This is a genomic window from Pseudomonas sp. EA_35y_Pfl2_R5 (assembly GCF_963970805.1).
In the GTDB taxonomy this organism is placed as follows: Bacteria; Pseudomonadota; Gammaproteobacteria; order Pseudomonadales; family Pseudomonadaceae; genus Aquipseudomonas.
On sequence record NZ_CAXAOW010000001.1, the window covers coordinates 142559 to 163446 of the forward strand.

Annotated in this window: 14 protein-coding genes; 4 read left to right on the forward strand and 10 right to left on the reverse strand. The window is 60.1% G+C overall.

Going from position 1 to position 20888, the window contains the following annotated elements:
• Positions 1-165 precede the first annotated feature (165 nt).
• Positions 166-2025: a DEAD/DEAH box helicase gene (locus tag AACX99_RS00605; RefSeq protein WP_339408915.1), complete on the forward strand. Its 1860-nt coding sequence runs from the start codon at positions 166-168 to the stop codon at positions 2023-2025.
• 366 nt (positions 2026-2391) lie between these two features.
• Here the strand turns inward: AACX99_RS00605 and AACX99_RS00610 are convergent, their stop codons facing one another.
• Positions 2392-2970 (reverse strand): YceI family protein, encoded by a 579-nt coding sequence (locus tag AACX99_RS00610; RefSeq protein ID WP_339408916.1) that lies wholly within the window; start codon positions 2968-2970, stop codon positions 2392-2394.
• Between the two features lie 60 nt (positions 2971-3030).
• Positions 3031-3576 (reverse strand): cytochrome b, encoded by a 546-nt coding sequence (locus AACX99_RS00615; RefSeq protein WP_339408917.1) that lies wholly within the window; start codon positions 3574-3576, stop codon positions 3031-3033.
• A 304-nt stretch (positions 3577-3880) separates the two neighbouring features.
• Here AACX99_RS00615 and AACX99_RS00620 point away from each other — a divergent pair, with 304 nt between their 5' ends.
• Positions 3881-5287 (forward strand): adenosylmethionine--8-amino-7-oxononanoate transaminase, encoded by a 1407-nt coding sequence (locus tag AACX99_RS00620; protein WP_339408918.1) that lies wholly within the window; start codon positions 3881-3883, stop codon positions 5285-5287.
• 181 nt (positions 5288-5468) lie between these two features.
• The gene (locus tag AACX99_RS00625; protein ID WP_339408919.1) at positions 5469-6188 is read left to right on the forward strand and encodes a 16S rRNA (uracil(1498)-N(3))-methyltransferase; all 720 of its coding nucleotides are present in this window, start codon (positions 5469-5471) and stop codon (positions 6186-6188) included.
• Between the two features lie 57 nt (positions 6189-6245).
• Here the strand turns inward: AACX99_RS00625 and AACX99_RS00630 are convergent, their stop codons facing one another.
• The 8 genes from AACX99_RS00630 to pilG all read right to left on the reverse strand — a co-directional run bounded on the left by AACX99_RS00630 (position 6246) and on the right by pilG (position 19650).
• On the reverse strand, positions 6246-6716 hold the full coding sequence (locus tag AACX99_RS00630) for a chemotaxis protein CheW (protein ID WP_339408920.1): 471 nt from the start codon (positions 6714-6716) through the stop codon (positions 6246-6248).
• 31 nt (positions 6717-6747) lie between these two features.
• A complete protein-coding gene (locus tag AACX99_RS00635) occupies positions 6748-7767 on the reverse strand; it encodes a chemotaxis protein CheB (protein WP_339408921.1) in 1020 nt (339 codons plus the stop codon).
• A complete protein-coding gene (locus tag AACX99_RS00640; RefSeq protein WP_339408922.1) occupies positions 7764-15161 on the reverse strand; it encodes an Hpt domain-containing protein in 7398 nt (2465 codons plus the stop codon). Before AACX99_RS00640 ends, AACX99_RS00635 begins: the two co-directional genes overlap by 4 nt.
• A gap of 30 nt (positions 15162-15191) precedes the next feature.
• Positions 15192-16049: a protein-glutamate O-methyltransferase gene (locus AACX99_RS00645; RefSeq protein WP_339409641.1), complete on the reverse strand. Its 858-nt coding sequence runs from the start codon at positions 16047-16049 to the stop codon at positions 15192-15194.
• A 68-nt stretch (positions 16050-16117) separates the two neighbouring features.
• Complete coding sequence (locus tag AACX99_RS00650; protein WP_339408923.1) at positions 16118-18163, reverse strand: methyl-accepting chemotaxis protein; 2046 nt, start codon at positions 18161-18163, stop codon at positions 16118-16120.
• Between the two features lie 84 nt (positions 18164-18247).
• The gene (locus tag AACX99_RS00655; RefSeq protein WP_339408924.1) at positions 18248-18784 is read right to left on the reverse strand and encodes a chemotaxis protein CheW; all 537 of its coding nucleotides are present in this window, start codon (positions 18782-18784) and stop codon (positions 18248-18250) included.
• A gap of 45 nt (positions 18785-18829) precedes the next feature.
• Positions 18830-19195 carry a twitching motility response regulator PilH gene (gene pilH, locus AACX99_RS00660; RefSeq protein ID WP_090250086.1) on the reverse strand — a complete coding sequence of 122 codons (366 nt, stop codon included), beginning with the start codon at positions 19193-19195 and terminating at the stop codon, positions 18830-18832.
• A gap of 47 nt (positions 19196-19242) precedes the next feature.
• The gene (gene pilG / locus AACX99_RS00665) at positions 19243-19650 is read right to left on the reverse strand and encodes a twitching motility response regulator PilG (protein ID WP_160012893.1); all 408 of its coding nucleotides are present in this window, start codon (positions 19648-19650) and stop codon (positions 19243-19245) included.
• A 240-nt stretch (positions 19651-19890) separates the two neighbouring features.
• Here pilG and gshB point away from each other — a divergent pair, with 240 nt between their 5' ends.
• Positions 19891-20853: a glutathione synthase gene (gene gshB / locus AACX99_RS00670; protein WP_339408925.1), complete on the forward strand. Its 963-nt coding sequence runs from the start codon at positions 19891-19893 to the stop codon at positions 20851-20853.
• Positions 20854-20888: the final 35 nt, after the last annotated feature.

The window sequence follows — 20888 nt, forward strand, 5'->3', positions numbered from 1 at the left end:
CGCACAGACCGGCCGCTCTGTTATACTCGGCCCTTCCCGCCAGGCTTGCGCCCGGATGCTAGCCCCCAGAGGTCAGCAGTACCGGACGGGATTGCGCCCCCCAAGCGTGATTCAAGCCAGGCAATACACCCCATAGGGCCAAGCCCTCACTAGACAGGATTACACATGTCCTTTGCCTCCCTCGGTCTCTCCGAGGCTTTAGTCCGTGCGGTCGAATCCGCCGGCTACACCCAACCCACTCCGGTGCAACAGCGGGCCATTCCCGCCGCGTTGCAAGGCCGCGACCTGATGGTGGCGGCCCAGACGGGTACAGGTAAGACAGGCGGTTTTGCCCTGCCGATCCTCGAGCGACTGTTCCCCAACGGTCACCCGGATCGCGAACAGCGTCACGGCCCGAAACAACCGCGCGTACTGGTGCTGACACCGACCCGCGAACTGGCCGCCCAGGTGCATGACAGCTTCAAGCTGTATGCCCGCGATTTAAAATTCGTCAGCGCCTGCATCTTCGGCGGCGTTGGTATGAACCCGCAGGTTCAGGCCCTGGCCAAGGGCGTCGACGTCCTGGTGGCCTGCCCCGGTCGCCTGCTCGACCTGGCCAACCAGCGCGCCATCGACCTGTCGCACGTGGAAATCCTCGTCCTCGACGAAGCCGATCGCATGCTCGACATGGGCTTTATCCATGACGTGAAGAAGGTCCTCGCCAAGCTACCGGCCAAGCGCCAGAACCTGCTGTTCTCGGCGACCTTCTCGAAAGACATCACCGATCTGGCCGGCAAGCTGCTGCACAACCCGGAACGCATCGAAGTGACGCCGCCGAACACCACGGTCGAGCGCATCGAACAGCGGGTATTCCGCGTCCAGGCCAGCCACAAGCGCGCCCTGCTCGCTCACCTGATCACCGCGGGCGCCTGGGAACAGGTGCTGGTGTTCACCCGCACCAAACATGGCGCCAACCGCCTGGCCGAGTATCTGGATAAACACGGCCTGCCGGCTGTGGCGATTCACGGTAACAAGAGCCAGAACGCGCGCACCAAAGCTCTGGCCGACTTCAAGGCGAACAAAGTACGCATTCTGGTAGCCACCGATATCGCCGCCCGCGGCCTGGATATCGATCAACTGCCACACGTGGTCAACTTCGAGCTGCCAAACATCGAAGAAGACTACGTGCACCGCATCGGCCGTACTGGCCGCGCGGGCCGCAGTGGTGAAGCGATCTCTCTGGTGGCGCCGGATGAAGAGAAGTTGCTCAGGGGCATTGAGCGCATGACCAAGCAGAACATCGCCGATGGCGATCTGCTCGGTTTTGATGCCAGCAAGGTCGAGGCTGAGCGCCCGGAAGTCCGCGAGCCGCAGAAACCACGCCAGCCACGCGGCGCCAAGCCGGAAGGCGAACGCCATGGCGGCGGCCGCAAGGACAAGGGTAAGGACAGCGGCCGTGACAATAACCGCAGCAAGCCCCAGGGCGGGCGCAACCAACAGTCGCGCAATTCGTCTTCGAGCCGCGCCGCAGCGCCAGCCGTGCCGACCCTGCCTCCGGACCGCGCGCCGGACGAGTTCCGCGACGATGAAATCGACAATTTCGGCAACCGTGCCGATTATGTAAGCCCGAACCAGAACAAGCAGCAGAACCGTGGCCGTCGGCCCGGTGCGCCTGCGGCAAACGGTTCGAACGCCGGCCAGGGGGCTCGCCCAGCCAAGCCTGCGCGCAGCAATGGCGGTGCTGCCAATGCTGGCGGGCAAGGCCGTCGTCAGGGCGCTGGGGGTGGCGGCCAAGGTGGTCAGGGCCGTAATGGTTCCGGCCGTGCACGTCCACCACGTGATACACGCACCACCTCGCTGAACCGCGATGAGCTGCCACGCCAAGAAGCGGCAGTGAAAAGCCCACGCGACAAGCAACCGGTGATCGTGCACAAGGGCTCACGCCTGGACCGCTTCCCGACACCGGAGCAGCTTGACGAATTGGCGAGCGCACGTCCGCGCGGCGAAAAGCCGGCCCTGCTGACGCGCAACCGCGAAGAGTCATAGTCCGCGAAGCAGGCCGTTGAAAAACGTTGGCGAGGCAGCCAGCGCAAGGCAATAACAGGCGAAACGCAGCGCAGCGAAGTAACAGCCGTAGGCTGGCCCGAAGGGCGAACGCAGTGAGTCAAAAGCGAAGTTTACGAGTTGTAAATGAGCATTTGATTCGCTTCGCTCACCCCTTCGGGGCCGTGCTAAAGCACGTTCAGCCTTCGGCTGTGAGCCTGTTTTTAACGCCGCGATGGCAACGCAGGTAGTTTTTCAACAGCCTGCTAGCCGCACACAAAAACGCCGCCCATTGGGCGGCGTTTTTGTTTGTGTAGCTCAGAGCAGGGACGGGTTAAGCCGCTGCGCGACTAACCCATCCAGGCAGTCTTACTTGCGGACGCCTTCAACCGAGATGATCAGTTCGACGCTTTCCGAGGCTGGGCCCAGGTCTTTGCTGATGTCGAAGTCTTTCAGCTTCAGGGTGGTGCTGCCCTCGAAGCCGGCACGGTACCCGCCCCATGGGTCTTTTCCTTCACCGATAAACTTGGCGGCAATCACCACAGGCTTGGTCACACCATTAAGAGTCAAGTCGCCGGTGATATCGGCAGTGCCTTCACCGGTGGATTTGACCGATGTGGACGCGAAAGTCGCCGTTGGGTGCTCGCTGACGTTGAGGAAATCATCGCTGCGGATGTGTTTGTCACGCTCAGCATGGTTGGTGTCGACGCTGGTAGTGTTCAGCGTCACGTTGACCTTGCTGTCCTGCGGCTTGGCGGCGTCGAAACTAAAGCTGCCGTCGAAGTCCTTGAACGTACCGTACAGCCAGCTGTAGCCCAGGTGGCTGATCTTGAAATTGACGAAAGCGTGCTGGCCTTGTTTGTCGATGGCGTAGTCAGCCGCCATCGCCTGACCAGCGCCGATCAGTGCGCCACCAAGCGCCAGGGCTACGAGGGTTTTCTTCAACATGGGCATGCTCCTTGTGAGTGTGGGATGGGGCCAATCCAGCCCCGGAAACAACAAACAGAACTAGCGACCGAACATCCGCGCAAGCGTACGGTCGCGATCAATAAAGTGGTGTTTCAACGCAGCCAGAGCATGCACACCGGCGAAGATCACCAGCGTCCACGCCAGGTACTCATGCACCAGTCCGGCAATATCTTCCTGATCGGGAATGCTGGTCAAACTGGCTGGCACTTCAAACAGACCGAATACCGGGATGCCACGACCGTCTGCCGTGGAAATCAGGTAACCAGAAATCATCAGGACAAACAGCCCCAGATAGAGAAAGCCGTGACCCAGCTTGCTGGCTAGGCGTGTCATCCGCCCATGGTTGGGCAAGCTTGCTGGCGGCGGGCTAACCCTGCGCCACACCACCCGGGCGAGCATCACGGCAAACAGCACTAGGCCGATGCTCTTGTGCAGGTCCGGTGCGGTCTGCCTCCAGCTGCTGTAGTAGTCCAGGTCGACCATCCAGTAACCCAGGCCGAACAGACCGAACACGACCAGCGCTACCAACCAGTGCAGCACGATGCTGACCAGGCCGTAGTGAGAAGTGCTATTACGCCATTGCATTAAAAACTTTCCGGAAAGAAGGACTAGAACCGCGAGTGGAGCAAGACTAACAATAAACCTATCGGCTAAAAGCGGAAATTTTCGCTTTGAAATATCGGGAAATACGATACGTAGTTTTTGCTTTTTACCTCAGCCGCTTTAGGCTGGAGGCATTCCGCAAAGTTCAGCAGCCAGGCTACAGGCGGCATGATAGAGAAGATCAACGGGTTCCTGGGCCATCCACCCGTGGTTGTGCCGTCCATCCAGCGCAGTGCTTCTGATAGGCTTGGTGCAGATGATTGCGAGCCGAGGAAGAAGTACAGCGATGAGCCTGAATGACCAGTGGATGCAGCGTGACCTGAAAGTGCTCTGGCACCCTTGCACACAAATGAAGGACCACGAACAGCTGCCGCTGGTGCCGATCAAGCGTGGCGAAGGTGTGTGGCTCGAGGACTTCGACGGCAAACGCTACCTCGACGCGGTCAGCTCCTGGTGGGTCAACGTGTTCGGCCACGCCAACCCACGAATCAATCAACGCATCAAGGATCAGGTCGATCAGCTGGAGCATGTGATCCTCGCCGGTTTCAGCCATCAGCCAGTGATCGAATTGTCCGAGCGCCTGGTCAACATGACCCCACCAGGCCTGGACCGGGTGTTCTACGCCGACAACGGTTCCTCCTGCATCGAAGTTGCGCTAAAAATGAGCTTTCACTACTGGCTCAACGTCGGCAAACCCGCGAAGAAGCGCTTCGTTACCCTCTCCAACAGCTACCACGGCGAGACCATCGCGGCGATGTCGGTGGGCGATGTTGCGCTATTTACCGACACCTACAAAGCGCTGCTGCTGGACACCATCAAGGTACCCAGCCCGGACTGCTACCACCGCCCCGAGGGTATGAGTTGGGAAGAACATTCGCGCAACATGTTCGCCGCCATGGAACAGACACTGGCCGAGCATAGCCATCAGGTCGCGGCGGTAATCGTCGAGCCGCTGATCCAGGGCGCCGGCGGTATGCGTATGTACCACCCGATCTACCTCAAGCTGCTGCGCGAAGCCTGCGACCGCTACGGCGTGCACCTGATCCACGACGAGATCGCCGTCGGCTTCGGCCGCACCGGGACGATGTTCGCCTGTGAACAGGCCGGTATTCGCCCGGATTTTCTCTGCCTATCGAAAGCACTGACTGGCGGCTATCTGCCGCTGGCCGCCTGCCTGACCACCAACGAGGTGTATGAGGCGTTCTACGAGGACTACTCGACCCTGCGCGCCTTCCTCCACTCGCACAGCTACACCGGCAACCCGCTGGCCTGCGCGGCCGCCCTGGCGACTTTAGACATATTCGAACAGGACAATGTAATCGAAGCCAACAAGGCCCTGGCCGCACAGATGGCAAGCGCCACCGCGCACCTGGCCGACCACCCGCATGTCGCCGAGGTGCGCCAGACCGGCATGGCCCTGGCCATTGAAATGGTGCAGGACAAGGCCAGCAAGACCGCCTACCCCTGGCAGGAACGTCGCGGCCTCAAGGTGTTCCAGCATGCCCTGGAGCGTGGCGCATTGCTGCGGCCACTGGGCAGCGTGGTGTACTTCCTGCCGCCCTATGTAATCACACCCGAGCAGATCGACTTCCTCGCCGAGGTGGCCAGCGAAGGTATCGACATCGCCACCCGCACCTCGGTCAGCGTGGCGCAAGGCAATACCAACTACCCAGGCTTTCGCGATCCGGGCTGATGTAGGGTGGATCGGGGCGCGTAGCTGACGTTTTACCCATCCACCGTTGCCCTAGCCTGGTGGATGAAAAGAACGTCATCCACCCTACGGATATCTAAGCGTTCAGACTTCGCCGGCTGTATGCGGCACGCCTAAGGCGTTAAGCTTGCCGCCTCAACTGTGCCGCTGCTGCGATCAATCCATGCGCCTTTCCCGTTTCTTTATCGATACCCCCCTCTCCCTCGGCCAGCACGAGCTGCCGGAAGCACAGGCTCACTATATTGGCCGCGTGTTGCGGCATGCCGTGGGCGATGCGGTGCAATTGTTCGATGGCAGCGGCCAGGAATATAGGGGCGAGCTGATTGAGGTGGGCAAGAAAAGCGTGCGCGTCGAATTGCGCGAAGCCTTTGCCGGCCAGACCGAATCACCGCTGCATGTTCACTTGGGCCAAGGTCTGTCCCGCGGCGAACGCATGGATTGGGCCATTCAGAAAGCCACCGAACTGGGTGCCAATGAAATCAGCCTGATCGTCAGCGAGCGCTGCGAAGTGCGCCTCAAGGATGAACGCGCCGACAAGCGCATGGCGCATTGGCGGCAAGTGGCGATCAGCGCCTGCGAGCAATGCGGCCGCTCGGTGCTGCCGATTATTCACCCGCCGATCAGTCTGAACGACTGGCTGGGGCAGGCAACCGCCGAGCTGAAACTGGTGCTGCATCCGGTCGCCGAACCCTGGGCCAGCCACCCACAGCCTAAATCGCTGGCCTTTCTGATCGGCCCGGAAGGTGGTCTAAACGACAACGAAGTCACCTTGGCCAAGACCCAGGGCTTCCACGCCGCCCGCCTCGGCCCGCGCGTGCTGCGCACGGAGACCGCGCCGGTCGTAGCATTAAGCGTGGCGCAGCAGTTGTGGGGCGATTTCTAGGCCCACATCAGCGCCATAAAAAAGCCCGCTAGCGCGGGCTTTTTTGTTTGTTATCGGTCAGATCAATCCGGCATCCGCCAGCTTCTGCTCCAGACCAATCAGGTCCGGAATTTTCAGCACAGCCTCGCCAAATTGCACCGCATCCAGCTCCAACGGCGACAGGGCGACATCGGCGCGTACCAGCTCGGCACCGACTTTGATTGAGCGTGGAATGCCTTGCACCAGCACGGCAATAAATTTCACTGCCGGGCGACCGCCGAGAGCGTTGATCACCGCCACCCGCGAGCCAGGGCTGACGCTAACCTGTCCATCCGAGGCGGCCTCGAACGACAGCAGCGGCAGGCGCAGATCGCGCCAGGCAATCTGCCCGAGGAACCAGCCGGGCATGCCTTCACTGACTTGCGGTGCGCGATAAGGGATCAGCTCGGCCACCGCGACGTTGGGCAGCAGCAGAGTACGGTCAGTCAGCGGCATCAACAGGCCGGTAAGGCTGTTGGCGCTGTTCTGCGTGGCGACGGCTTGGCTCATGTGAATTTCCTGTACAGGGCATGGCCCCGGATTATCGGCACTGCTCGGCCAGGTGATTGACCAGGGCAGCGGCCAGCTCGCGCGGGTCACCGCTGAGGCTGCTGTAACCACCTTCACGCAGGCTGTCCGGCATGCTCGGGCAGGCGCAGCTGTCCGCGCGCTGGGTCCAGATCACACTGCCCTGGCGACGCACATAGGCGGCTGCGGCGCTGCCGTCGCTGCCCATGCCGCTGAAAACGATCACACCGCTCAGTGCAGCAAAATGCTGGGCCAGATTAAGCATCATCTGATCGATCGAAGGACTATAGGGTTCAGGCCAGCCGCGCTCGGAAATCTGCATCTGGCCGTCATCACTGAAACCCAGTTCATGACTAATCGGCACTACGACTACTTCACCGCAACGCACCGGGTCGCCATGCCGCGCCGGATTCACATGCCACTGGCTGTGGCGTCCCACCGCTTGCGGCAGCGCGCTCTCGAAACTCGCATCGATATGCTGGGCATACACGAACCCCACCGGCAGACCGCCCGGCAAGGCATCGAGAAAGGTTTTTACAGCAGCTGGGCCGCCCAGGGAGGCCGCCAGCAACCACACCTGACGCGCCGGCTCGCCGGCTACCAGCGGGGTGTCCGCCAGCTCAGCCGGCAAATCCAGACGCGATGGACGCTGCGCTTCAGCCAGCAGGGCTTCCAGACTCGGGCCAACGGCCTGAGATGGATCGCCAACCAGCTTCTTCAGCTTGCCGAACAGGCGGCGTTCCCAGCGCGGATAGTTTTCCGAATGACGCTCAGGTGCGTGGCCTTCGCCAAACAGCACCGGGGCCGAGGCACTTTCCATCAGGCTGTCGACCAGCGGCAAGTCTTCCGACTGCGCCAGATCAACCAGCCACAGATCGGTTTCGCAGGCGTTCAGGGTTTCCTGATCGAGGCGCGCCGGGTCGCTGTTCATCACCACCTGATAGCCGCTACCAGTCAACGCCTGTTGCAGCACATGGCGCTGCAGTGAGGTGTCGGCAATAACCGCAATACGGGCTGCAGTTTTCTCACTCATGTGCGGTTTACCGGGTGGCGGCCCACCAGTTGCTGAATGGTTTCAAGCAACAAGGACTCCTGGTAAGGCTTACCAAGGTACTCGTTGACACCAATGCTCATGGCCCGCTCACGGTGCTTTTCACCGGTACGCGAGGTAATCATGATGATCGGCAAGTCTTTCAGGCCTTCATCGTGGCGCACCAGGGTGGCCACTTCGAAGCCGTCCATGCGTGGCATTTCGATGTCCAGCAGCATGATGTCGGGCTTGCGCTCCTGCAGCTGCGAGATCGCATCGACACCGTCCTTGGCGGTCAGCACGTTCATGCCGTTACGCTCGAGCAGACGGCTGGTGACCTTGCGCACGGTGACCGAATCGTCGACCACCATGACCAGGGTCGGCCGATCCGCTTCGATCTCCGCCGCCGTTGCCGACTGCTTGAGCAGACGCGGCGTCAGCTGGGTAAGCAAATGCGCATGCAGCACGCGAATGGTTGCCAGCAGGTCAAGAATCACCACCACGCGACCGTCACCGAGGATGGTTGCACCGGAAATCCCGTGAACGCCAGCGAACTGCGGACCGAGGCTCTTCACCACGATCTCGCGCGAACCAGCCAGGGAGTCGACCTGCACGGCTACGGCATGCTCCTTGGAGCGCACCAGAATCACCGGCAGCGGCAGGCTCTGGCCAACCAGTTTGGGCTGCTGGCCGTTGTTCAGCAGGTCGCCCAGGTAGCGCAGTTCATAGCTCTGCCCGGCGTACTCGAAGCGCGGTGCATCCGGCGCGTAGTAGGCTTCCAATTCGTACGGGGAGACCCGCACGATACCTTCGATGGTGTTCAGCGGAATGGCGTAGAGGTCTTCACCCGACAGCACCATCAGCGCGCGGTTGACCGACACGGTAAACGGCAGGCGAATGGTAAAGGTGGTGCCAGTACCGGGGATCGACTCGATGCTCATCGAGCCGCCGAGCTGTTTGACCTCAGAATGGACCACGTCCATTCCCACGCCACGCCCGGAAATCTGCGTGACCTTCTCGGCAGTGGAGAAACCGGCCTCGAGGATAAACTGCAGCACTTCGTAGTCGGTCAGATCGGAGTCGGCGTCCATCAAGCCGCGCTCGATGGCCTTGCGCCGCACCGCTTCCAGGCGAATACCGCCGCCGTCATCGGCCAGGGTCAGGACGATATCGCCGCCCTCACGGCCCAGCGCCAGGCGAATGGTGCCCTGTTCCGGCTTACCGGCTGCGCGACGCACACCAGCCGCTTCGATACCGTGGTCAACGGCGTTACGCAACATATGTTCCAGTGGCGCGACGATACGTTCGAGTACGGTACGGTCCATCTCGCCATCGGCGTTGCCAACGACGAACTCGACCTGCTTGCCCAGCTCACCGGAAATCTGCCGCACGATACGGCGCAGACGCGGCACCAGACGGTCGAAAGGCACCATGCGCGTACGCATCAGGCCTTCCTGCAGTTCGGAGTTGACCCGCGCCTGTTGCAGCAACAGGGTTTCTGCGTCGCGGTTACGCGCGGCCAGGGTTTCTTTCAGGTCGAGCAAGTCGGAAGCCGACTCAAACAGTGCACGCGAGAGCTGCTGCAACTGCGAGTGACGGTCCATTTCCAGCGGGTCGAAATCTTCATAGCCCATACGCTCGGCTTCAGCCTCAATACGGCTGAGAATTTGCGCCTGGGTTTCGGTATCGAGACGACGCAACTGATCGCGCACGCGGTCGATGGTGGCTTCCATCTCACTCAGGGTGAAACCGAAGTCACTGACCTGCTGCTCGACACGGCCACGGAAAATCGATGTCTCACCGGCCAGGTTGACCAGGCCTTCGAGTAACTCGGCCGGGACCTTGACCAGTTCCTGCGGCGCGCGACGGGAAGCCGCTTCTTGCGCAGCTTCTTCGGCACGACGGACGAACGGCAGCACCTTGGCCACCAGCTCCTTGGCGGGCATGGCGCTGGCCGCAACAATCGGCGTACTCAGTTCCGGCAGGCGCGCGGCTTGCTCGGCAACTGGAGCAGCCGCTTGCTGGCTGGCCGTATCGGTCACCAGGCTGTCATTCAGGCGCTGACGCAGCGCGTCGAGTTCCTGCTGCAAGCCTTCGAAGCCTGACTGCACATCGACAAACAGGCTCTGCGGCCAAGGCGCGCCCTGGGCTTGCGCTTCGGTCAGGTGCTGCTCGAGGCTGTGGGTCAGATCGCCCAGGCGCTTTTGCCCGGCAAGTCGTGCACCACCTTTAAGGGTGTGCAGGATGCGCAGCATATCGTCGATGGCGGCGCCGTCTTCACGGTCAGCCTCCCAACGGCCGATGGCGACTTCCATGGCTTCCAGCAGGTCATCGCCTTCCTCAAGGAAGATGTCGAGGATGTCAGATTCGGCATCGTCATCCTGCTGGGCTTCGGCGGCCTTGAGGGCTACCGAAGACGGCATGCTCAGTTGCTCATCCGGGTTGGCGCGAAACCGCTTGATGGTTTCGATCAGCGCTTCGCCACTCGGTACGCCGCGCTTGCCGCGTACCGCTTCGAGCATCTCGGCCAGGCTGTCGTGACAGGCTTGCAGCAGAGTGAATAGATCCTGGCTGGCACGCAAACGCCCTTGGCCAAGGCCTTCGTAAAGGAATTCCAGCTCATGGGCCAGGTCACCGATTTCACGGATCTCGGCCATACGTGCACCACCCTTGAGGGTGTGCAAATCACGCTGCAGCGACTCCAGTTCCAGGCTGTTGTTGACGTCCCCCATCCAGCGTTGCAGCGCCGCACCGGCGCTGTCGATGATGTCGAAACCTTCCTCAAGGAAGATTTCCACCAGCTCCGGATCGCGCTCGTCATCAAATACGGCAGGTGCAGTAACAGCGACTGGCTCTGGCTCTGGCTCTGGCTCTGGCTCTGGCTCTGGCTCAGTTTCAGGGATCGGAACAAGCTCGGCTTCAGGTTCGCCATCGAATTCGACCAACGGTTGTTCGTCAAATTCAGCAGCAGGCAGCTCAAGCTCTTCGATCTCCAGCGGCTCGTGCGGAGCATCCACCAGCATGCCAAAGTCGATCTCTTCTTCAATCTGCGGCAGCTCAACAGACTCAGGCTCTGCCAGATCGAGTGACTCGATCGGTGGCAAGGCTTCGGCTTCGGCTTCGGCTTCGGCTTCGGCTTCGGCTTCGGCTTCGGCTTCGGCTTCGGCTTCGGCTTCGGCTTCGGCTTCGGCAACAGGCTCGGAGCTAGCCGGGGTCACTGGCAAGTTTTGTCCGCCGCTCTGGCGGAAGCTGCGAATGGCCTCGATCAGTTCCAGCGGCGAATGCATGGGGGCACGTGCCTGCAGCTGTTCCAGCAGTTGGGCCAGTGAGTCATGGCTTTGTTGCAGCAGGTTCGCCAGTGGTTGCGAAAAACTGTAACGGCGGTCGACCAAGCCCTCGTACAACGACTCGAGCTCATGGGCAAGATCGCCAATCGGACGAATCTCGGCCATGCGCGCGCCACCCTTGAGGGTATGCAAATCGCGCTGCAGTGATGATAGAGCGGCTTTGTTATCTGGGTCGGCTAACCAACGCTCAAGCGCTTGACCAGCACTTTCCAGAATATCGACTGCCTCTTCGAGGAAGATCGATACCATTTCTTCATCGAGCGATTCATATAGTGAGGCAGCCGGTGCTTCGGCAAGAGGCTCACTGACGGCCTCGGCAGGCGCGGGCAGTTCTTCAACGTCAGGCGCGTCGAGCTCTAGCGGTTCAATCAGCTCATCTGGCTCAGCCGGGCTGAGCTCTTCCAGCGCGGCAGTGGCATCAGCCAGCTCAACAATCTCGATACCGCCGTCACCGTTGTTCGACAGTAACGCCAGGGTGTCTGGATCCAGCGCCTCCATCAGCAAGTTGCGCAGGGCCGTTACGCGCTCAGGAGCCGCGCTGACCTGCAGGCCGGCGGCGACCTGATCCATCATGCCGATCAGGGCTTCGTGTGCCTGTTCTGCTTCGCTGAAGAAACGCTCGCTGACCGCCAGGCGGCCTTCTTCGACCGCACCATAGAGGTCAAGCAAGGCTTCGCAAAGCTCATCGATCTGCGGCAGCTCGGCCATTTCGGCGCCGCGGCCGAGGGTAGTCAGCTCGTCCAGCAGGGAACTCAGCTCCTGACGCTCGGACGGGTGTTCGCGCCATTTGCGTAACAGGTCCTCGGCATCCAGCAGGATATCCATGCCTTCGGCAAGGAAGATGCTGATCATCTGCGGATCGCGCTTATCACCCTGATCACTTTGGCGGCTGTTTTCAGCATGCTCAAGGCGGTCACTGTGCAGCTTCTGCACGCGCTCAAGGAACTCGGCAGCACCCGGCAAGACGGCCAGCGGTTGGCTTTCCAGCTGCTCAAGACCCAGGCGGAAGAGTTTCTCGGCGCTACTCAGCAGCTCCGCTTCGGCCAGGTCCATCGGGATCAGGTTGGTTTTGAATTCTTTGACCAGCTTTTCCAACGGTGAAGCGATCTCAGCCACTGGCTGGATACCGGCCATCGAGGCACTGCCCTTGAGGGTGTGCAAGGCACGCTGCAGGTCGTCAGTAACGGGCTGCGGCAGCTCCTGAGCACAATCGGCCAGGAAGCCAACCAGGGTATCGAGGTGCATCTCAGCTTCGTTGCGGAAAATTTCCAGCAACTGCGGATCTAGCCCGTCGTCATCCTCAACACGTTCGGCGGTAGCAACTGGACTGCCCTCGGGCTCCGCTACCTGCTCAACCGGGGCTTGAGGTTTTGGGAGGCTTCGGCCTTTGGCCAGGGCGTGCGCCGTCGCTGCCAGGTGGTCAACATCGTCACGCTGACGTTGTGCTTTATTGGCAAATTCATCGACCAGGGCAGGCATCAGCTCGACCACATCGGCGATTACCTGCTGTACCTCGGCGCCAGGTTGAATGCTGCGGTCGAGCACGCGGTTGAGCAAATTCTCAATCGACCAGCCCAGCTCACCAATGACCAGAGCACGAACCATGCGCCCACTGCCCTTGAGGGTGTGGAAAGCCCGGCGGATTTCGGTCAGTGCATCCTTGTTGTCGGTGTCGGCGCACCACTGCGGGAAGTACTCGCCAATGGTTTCGAGCACTTCACCCACTTCCTCGATAAAGACTTCCAGCAACTCTTCATCAATTGGCTCTTCATCAGCCGGTGGCGGCAGCAGGCTCGGCGGCACATCGTGAGCCGGCGGGTTTATTGCTTGCACTGGCGCGGCCATCACGTCAGCCATCGACAGGGCTTTTTCGGCTACAGGTTTCTCAGGCTCTTCGCTCAGCGAAGCGCTTGGCAGCTCGACTTCAGGCAACTCGAGAGCGGCCAGTTCAGCCTCGTTCCAGTTGGCCGGACTGTCGGTCTCATCCAGTTCAAAGCTGCCGAGCTGCATCTCCTCGCCAGCGAACGGCTGTTCTGGTTGAGTTTCAACCAGCGGCACGGGCTCGGCGTCGGGCAGGTCGATGCTGAAATCGATCAGTTCAAGATCGGCAGCGGGTGCCTCGCTAGCCCACTCAGCCTCGCTGGATGACGCTTCAATCGCTGTCGAATCCAGATCGGCAAACTCGGCACTGAGATCGTCTGCCAGATCCAGGCTCAGGGGTTCGTCGACCACCGGTTCCAGGCTCGGTTCAACCTCAGCAGGCTGCTCCGGTTCGGCGCTGAGCACTTCCATATCGTCCAACGGATCGGCCAACGGCGCGAAGGACTCTACGGGCGGCTCGACGCGGTCGAGTATCGAGGGTTTCTCTTTCAGCGGGTAGCCCAGGCTTTCCAGACTTTCCTCGGCCACGTCAAGAATCAGGTCACCCTGGGTAGCGTGGTCTTCAGCCAAGCGCTCAAGGTAGTACTCAACGCTGGTGATGGCGTCCGCCAGGGTGTCGAGGTTCTGCCAGTTGGGCACGGCCTTGCGCGCCAGTAGCTGCTCTTGGATATAACGATTGCAGGCATTCAGCAGGTCAGCGGCACGCTGCAGCGGAATCATCGCCAGGCCGCCACGCACCTGAGTCAGTAGATCGGGAACACGGGCCAGGTGCTCATGGTTCCACTGCGAGGCGATAAATTCGATGATCGCGTCTTTGGCCTGCTCCAGTCCGTTGCGCGCTTCCTTGATCACCAGCTGGTGAATCTGCGCCACGTCGGTGGTGGGCAGATGGCTTTCTTCATGGCCACCGTCCTGCGCGGGGCCGACCATTCCAGCCAGGGTCGCTTCGACGTACAGCAGTGCGCCGGCAACATCCATCAGCACTGCATCGCTTGGCTCACCCTGGCCCTTGGCCAGGCCGTTGACCACATCAAGCTGGTCGGCAATGACTTTGCGCGGTTGGCCGAACCCCAGCACGGCGAGGGTGTCGGCAATCTGCTTGAGTGGCGCAGCGAGGGCATCCAGATCGGCAACCTGCGTGCGGTCGCTGCGTACGAACAGATCGAGGCTGTCCTTAACCCGCACCAGCTCTTCACAGAGTGCGGCGACTACCGAACGCATGGCGTCGCGGTCCGGACCGGCCAGGCGAGCCCGCTCTTCGTCGACAACATCGTTGTCCGGCAGCGCATCGTCGAGGCGATATTGTTCTTTGAGATTACGCACACGCGGCGATTGCGCCGACGACTTGGCCACATAGAACAGCAGGTTCTTGCTCAGCTCGTCGGGAGCAGCCTGGTTAAGGCCATCGGCGCCCTGTTCTAGCAGGCGCTTGAGCTCCTTATCGACCTGACGCAACAAGGTACGAATCGAGGTGCCATTGGTCACACTGCCATTGGCAAGGCCTTCGATCACGCCCGAGGCAATCTGCCACAGCGGGCCGAGTGGCGAGTCCTTGCAGAGGTTCTCCAGGCGCGCGAACACCCGTGCCATATAGCCCAGATTGGTCGGCAGGTCCTGATTGCGAATCACCCCGACCAAGGCCATTTGCAGCATTTGCCGCAGTTTGCGCAGCAACACCGGCAGTTCGGCGGTGCGCAGCTGGTCAAGGGTTTCATGGGGCAGCGCCGGCGTGCGACCGGACATATCCGGGGCAAACAGGCTGGTTTCCGAGAGCAGTTTTTCGCCGCGCGCAGCGCGCAGGTCATTGAGCAGAGGCAGCACGACCATAGGTAGGTCGCGGCGGGCAGTCTGGATACGGTCAAGGTACACCGGCAGCTGCAGAATCGACTGCATCAGCACTTCCAGGGCTTCACCCTGATTGGTCACCCGGCCGTCGATCAGGGCGCCGGCCAGCTGTTCCATTTCCTCAGCCAGCAGCGCCGCACCGAAAAATTCGACCATCTGCAGGGTGCCGAGCACCTGATGCACATAGGTTTGGCAGAAACGCATGCGCGTAGCGTCCTGAGGGTTCTCAACGAACGCCTCGAGGGCCTGACGCGCCTGCTTCAGGGTTTCCGCGATCTCGCCCTTAACCCATTCCAGGGCGACATAATCGTGCCGATCACCCATAGCCACTCCACTCATAAACTTGGCTCTGCCTTATCCCTTGCGGGTAAACGCCAGAACTCGCTCGTCGGCTACCGGGATCAACTCCGGATGCTGCCAACCTGCTATTTCGCCCACTCCCACCACCAGCAGTCCTCCGGGCACCAGGCGCTCGGCCAGGCGGTTGAGGATTTCGCGGCGACGCCAGCGACGAAAATAGATCAACAAGTTCTGACAAAAAATAACGTCCATACCTGACATCGGTGCCTTGGCCAGCTCCAGCACATTGAGCCGGGCGCAACACACGCGCGCGGCCAGATTAGGCACCACTTTGAAACGTCCATCGTCCTGGGCCAGGAAGTAACGCTGGCACAGATCGGCATCCAACTGTTCCAGACGGCGTGCACCATATTGGCCATCGCGCGCCTTACTCAGGGCATTCAGGCTGATGTCAGTGCCTGTTACCCCGAAATGATCCGGGTGTTCACTTTCTCGCAGAACCTCGGCCGCACTGATGGCCAGCGAATATGGCTCTTCGCCACTGGCACAACCAACGCTCCACAGCTCCCATGGCTGCGTCACGCCCCGCTGCAAACGCTCACGCAAATAGCTTTCGAGCACTTCAAAGGAAGGACGATGACGAAAAAAGCGGGTTTCCTGCACAGTCAGCCGATCCAGCAAGGTCGACCACTCCACCGCACCGCGGGGACCATCGGTTACCTGCCGGTAATACGTGGCGTAATCCATTACGCCCAGCTCACGCATCCGCGCACTCAGATTGGTTTGCAGAAACGCCCGCCTCCGTTCATTGAGAACGACCCCAGTGCGCTCCTCGAGCAGCGTCTGCCAGTCACGGAATTCCGTGGCTGTCATGTCTGCCAAAGGCTGCAAGGCCCAGACGCCTGACTGCATGTCGTGCCCCTCGCTCACGGCCATAGTCCTTGTGCGACAGGCTTTTCAGCCTGCCGCGTGGCACCAGGTTAAGCCTGCTCCCCACCCGGCAAGGTAAAGCCGGATACCGACTTACGCATCTCACTGGCCATCTTGGCCAGGTTACCAATGCTCTTGGCGGTTGCAGTGGTACCGGAGGAGGTTTGCGAGGTAATTTCCTGGATCACGTTCATCGTGTTGGAAATATGGCCCGCCGACGACGCCTGCTGGCGAGCAGCGTTGGAGATGTTCTGAATCAAGGCCGCGAGGGTCTTGGATACCTTCTCAATCTCTTCCAGTGCAACCCCGGCATCCTGCGCCAGACGAGCACCGCGCACCACTTCGGAAGTCGTTTGCTCCATCGAGATAACGGCTTCGTTGGTGTCGGTCTGAATCGTCTTAACCAGCGCTTCGATCTGCTTGGTTGCAGCAGAAGAACGTTCTGCGAGGCGTTGTACTTCGTCCGCTACCACGGCGAAGCCTCGACCCGCGTCACCGGCCATGGAGGCCTGGATCGCGGCGTTCAGTGCGAGGATGTTGGTCTGGTCAGCAATGTCGTTAATCAGGCTAACGATGTCACCGATCTCCTGGGACGATTCACCGAGGCGCTTAATACGCTTGGAGGTGTCCTGGATCTGCTCACGGATGTTATCCATGCCGGTGATGGTGTTGTGTACGACTTCGTTACCCTTGTTGGCGATGGCTACGGAACGTTCCGCTACCGCGGAGGACTCCGAGGCGTTCGCCGATACCTGGTCAATCGACACGGCCATTTCGTTGATCGCCGCAGAAGCACCGGCAATTTCCTGGGCTTGGTGCTCGGAAGCTTCAGCCAGGTGCATCGCCGTGGCCTGGGTTTCCTGGGCCGCACCGGCTACCTGTACGGCGGTCAGGTTGATCGTTGCTACCAGGTCACGCAGCTGGTCAATGGAGTAGTTGATGGAGTCAGCGATGGCACCGGTAAAGTCTTCGGTTACCGTCGCGGCCACAGTCAAGTCACCGTCTGCAAGGTCGGCGATTTCATCGAGCAGTCGCAGAATCGCCGCCTGGTTACGTTCGTTCTTCTCGGCGGTAGATGCCAGACGACGGTTAGTTTCCCGCACCATCACCAAACCGATGAGGATGATCGAGCCCAGCGCCAGAGCGCCAAGTACGTAACCGACCAGGGTGTTGATGGCACGACCAGTGGCCAGGTCATCAAAGCCGACAGCCAGCTCCGAGGCTTTGTCCAAGAGAGTCTGCGAAACGCTGAAGATAACGTTGGCCGACTCACGTACCTGGAACAGCTCAGGCGAGGTTTCGAGAATCTCGTCCACCGAACCAGATACGAATTCGAACAGTTCGGAAATTTCCGCCAGACGCTCGAGGGCTTCCTCGTCGCTTACCTGGGAGATTTCCATGGCGGCGTTGCCTTCAAGCATCGCGCTCAATACGCGACCGAACAGGCTGGCGTCACGACCGAACATGTCAGCCGCCTGCACCGAGTCCTGGTCACCGGCGAGTACCTTGTTCACCGAACCCAGGATACGTTCCGCCAGCAAGGATTGACGCTGAGCAACCGAGACCTGAGCCGCTGGCGCGCCGCTTTCCAGCAGAATATCGACCACTTCTTCGTACTCGACCTGCAGCTGCGGAATGGTTTCCGCCAGGGTGGCGGCTACCTGGTGCAGCGACAGTACGGTCTGTTCGTTGGCCAGGATGGCGTCAGTGTTCTGCCGCAGCGTATCCCAGTCCTGCTGCACCACAGCGATCTGCGGCTGCAGGGATTCCGGCGCTGCAGGCAGCCCGGTTTCCTCGTTACCGTCGGTCAAATAACCCCAACGAGTCTGAAAGTCGTTACGCGCATCGCGCAGCAAGGCGAACGCTTCGGCCGTACCGGCCGCCGCTTCAGTGGAGTTTTTCGCGATACGCTGGGAGAGTACGCGCAGCTCACCGGCGTGACCGATGTACTCCGTGTCGTAGTTGGATTGGGTGTTGATGTAGGCGAAGTTGGCGAACAACAGCACGATCGAGACAATCAGGACAATAAACAGCCCTGCGATCAATGTGCTACTGCGCGCACCTGCTAACAAATTACCTGCATTTAGTTTTTTCATTTACTGGCCCCCGCCTGGACCGACCGCACTACGGTTCCCATGTAACGCCAAAAGGCCGACAAAGCCGGCCCCACCGATAAACTGTTAATACGCCACGTCGAGAAAACCCGGATTCTGGGCCAGCGCGTGTGGGCTGAACACCAACCAGGGCTGTTCACGTTGAAATACTCCGTGGATAAATGGTGCTATGGATGCCTCGAGCGGCGGCAGCTGCTCGGAAAAGGTATCCACAGGAAAATGCTGCATGCCGAACACTTCATCAACCGTGAGGCCGGCAAAGACTTCCTGGTGGTCAACCACCAAGACGCGGCGCTTCTTGCGCAGTGGCGACAGCTCGCTACCGAAGAAACCACACAGGTCCATCACTGGCAGCAAACGACCACGCACGTTGGCTACGCCTTTGACCCAGCTTTTAACGCCGGGCAGCAAAGTATGGCGCGGTTCATGCAACACCTCGCCAACCTCACCCATAGGCGCGACGAAAAAACGGTCGCCCATGCGAAAACCGATACCGCTCCAGGTCTGCACAACGGCTTGCTGCGAAGGCAAGCCAGCCGCCAGCGAACGACAGAGTCTGTCGATATCTTGGAGGGTCTGAAAAGGTGTTTGCGCGTCCGACATGCCAGCTGCGGCCTTATTCTTTTTTAATTGCGGACTGACCCGGTATTAGCCGGCCAATACCGCATTCAAGGTTTTAACCAGGGTGTCTTCATCAACCGGTTTGGTCAGGTAATCCTTCGCGCCCTGGCGCTTCCCCCAGACCTTGTCGGTTTCCTGATCCTTGGTGGTGACGATGATCACCGGGATGTGGCTAGTGTCGGCATCCTTGGTCAACTGACGGGTCGCCTGAAAACCGTTGAGGCCTGGCATGACGATATCCATCAGCACTGCATCCGGCTTTTCCTGGCGTGCCAAGGCAACGCCGTCGGCACCGTTTTCCGCTTTTAGTACCTGGTGACCATGCTTTTCCAGCATAGCGGTCAGCTTGTACATTTCAGTCGGCGAGTCATCAACAATCAGAATTCGAGCCATGGTGTTTCCCAATACTTTAAAAAGGCGCTCAGCTATTCAGCCAGGCGTCAGGACGCTTGTTCCACCGGTACAAAGTCAGGCACATGGGCTTTGATCGCGCCGAGCAGCTCTTCTTTGCTGAAGGGCTTGGTCAGGTACTGATCGGAACCGACAATGCGACCTTTGGCTTTATCGAACAGGCCGTCTTTAGAAGACAGCATGATCACCGGGGTGGATTTGAAAGCGCTGTTGTTCTTGATCAAGGCACAGGTCTGATAGCCATCGAGCCGCGGCATCATAATGTCGACAAAGATGATGTTCGGATGGGTATCGGCGATCTTTGCTAAAGCATCGAAGCCGTCAACTGCAGTAATTACCTCGCAGCCCACCTTTTTCAGCAGGGTTTCCGCGGTACGACGAATCGTTTTCGAATCGTCGATCACCATCACCCTCAAACCCTCGGAATGCTGTTCCATGTTTGCCCTACCATCGCCTCGGTGAGTCGTTATTTTTGCGTTATATCAGTGCGCCTGAGGCCCTGTCACCGACGGGCTACAACCCAATCGTCGGGCCTTTTTAGCACACTCTCCAGATGCAATCTATAAGCCGCGCGGAGCCAAGGTTTTTCCTTGACCACCCGACTTGTCAGCGCCACCCTGACGCCACATCACGTCTTAGCACAATTTAATCGCTGCCATTTTACGGAGAACCCCGCCATGAGCGTCCGCCTCGGCATTGTCATGGACCCCATCGCCCAAATCGCCTTCAAGAAGGACAGCTCGCTGGCCATGTTGCTGGCCGCCCAAGCGCGCGGCTGGACCCTCTTCTATATGGAGCAGAAAGATCTTTACCAAGCCAAGGGCGAAGCGCGCGCTCGACTCTCAGAGCTTAGCGTATTCAACGACCCACAGCGCTGGTTCGAACTGGGTAACGAGCACGATATCGCGCTCAGCGAGCTGGACGTAATCCTGATGCGCAAGGATCCGCCCTTCGATAACGAGTTTGTCTACTCCACCTACCTACTGGAACAAGCCGAGCAAGCGGGCGCTCTGGTGGTCAACCGCCCGCAAAGTCTGCGCGACTGTAATGAAAAGTACTTTGCCACCCAATTCGGCCAATACACACCGCCGACCGTGGTCAGCCGTAGGGGCGACATTCTGCGCGAATTTGCCAAAGAGCAGCGTGACATCATTCTCAAACCCCTCGATGGGATGGGTGGATCGATGATATTTCGTCATCGCGAGGGCGACCCCAACTTGTCAGTGATCCTCGAGACCCTAACCAACCACGGCCAGCAACAAATCATGGCCCAAGGTTACCTGCCTGCAATTAAGGATGGTGACAAGCGCATCCTGATGATCGACGGCGAGCCGGTGCCTTATTGCCTGGCGCGCATTCCAGCGGCAGGCGAAACCCGCGGCAATCTCGCCGCCGGCGGGCGTGGCGAAGCCCGGCCGCTGACCGAGCGCGACCGTGAAATCGCCGCCGCAGTCGGCCCGACCCTGCGCGAGAAAGGCCTACTGTTCGTTGGCCTGGACGTGATCGGCGAGCACCTGACCGAGATCAACGTGACCAGCCCGACCTGCATCCGCGAGATCGACGCCGCCTTCGATACACGCATCGGCGAACAGCTGATGGACAAGATTGCCGAGAAGCTCAATGCGCGCAGTGCTTCATAGACTTTTCCATGCGCCCTCGGCAGACTGCGCGGCAA

Coding starts and splice junctions, on each gene's coding strand:
- pilG (WP_160012893.1), bottom strand. CDS start 19,650: ATGGAACAGCATTCCGAGGGTTTGAGGGTGATGGTGATCGACGATTCG.
- AACX99_RS00605 (WP_339408915.1), top strand. CDS start 166: ATGTCCTTTGCCTCCCTCGGTCTCTCCGAGGCTTTAGTCCGTGCGGTC.
- AACX99_RS00625 (WP_339408919.1), top strand. CDS start 5,469: ATGCGCCTTTCCCGTTTCTTTATCGATACCCCCCTCTCCCTCGGCCAG.
- pilH (WP_090250086.1), bottom strand. CDS start 19,195: ATGGCTCGAATTCTGATTGTTGATGACTCGCCGACTGAAATGTACAAG.
- AACX99_RS00640 (WP_339408922.1), bottom strand. CDS start 15,161: ATGGGTGATCGGCACGATTATGTCGCCCTGGAATGGGTTAAGGGCGAG.
- AACX99_RS00630 (WP_339408920.1), bottom strand. CDS start 6,716: ATGAGCCAAGCCGTCGCCACGCAGAACAGCGCCAACAGCCTTACCGGC.
- gshB (WP_339408925.1), top strand. CDS start 19,891: ATGAGCGTCCGCCTCGGCATTGTCATGGACCCCATCGCCCAAATCGCC.
- AACX99_RS00620 (WP_339408918.1), top strand. CDS start 3,881: ATGAGCCTGAATGACCAGTGGATGCAGCGTGACCTGAAAGTGCTCTGG.
- AACX99_RS00635 (WP_339408921.1), bottom strand. CDS start 7,767: ATGAGTGAGAAAACTGCAGCCCGTATTGCGGTTATTGCCGACACCTCA.
- AACX99_RS00645 (WP_339409641.1), bottom strand. CDS start 16,049: ATGCAGTCAGGCGTCTGGGCCTTGCAGCCTTTGGCAGACATGACAGCC.
- AACX99_RS00655 (WP_339408924.1), bottom strand. CDS start 18,784: ATGTCGGACGCGCAAACACCTTTTCAGACCCTCCAAGATATCGACAGA.
- AACX99_RS00650 (WP_339408923.1), bottom strand. CDS start 18,163: ATGAAAAAACTAAATGCAGGTAATTTGTTAGCAGGTGCGCGCAGTAGC.
- AACX99_RS00610 (WP_339408916.1), bottom strand. CDS start 2,970: ATGTTGAAGAAAACCCTCGTAGCCCTGGCGCTTGGTGGCGCACTGATC.
- AACX99_RS00615 (WP_339408917.1), bottom strand. CDS start 3,576: ATGCAATGGCGTAATAGCACTTCTCACTACGGCCTGGTCAGCATCGTG.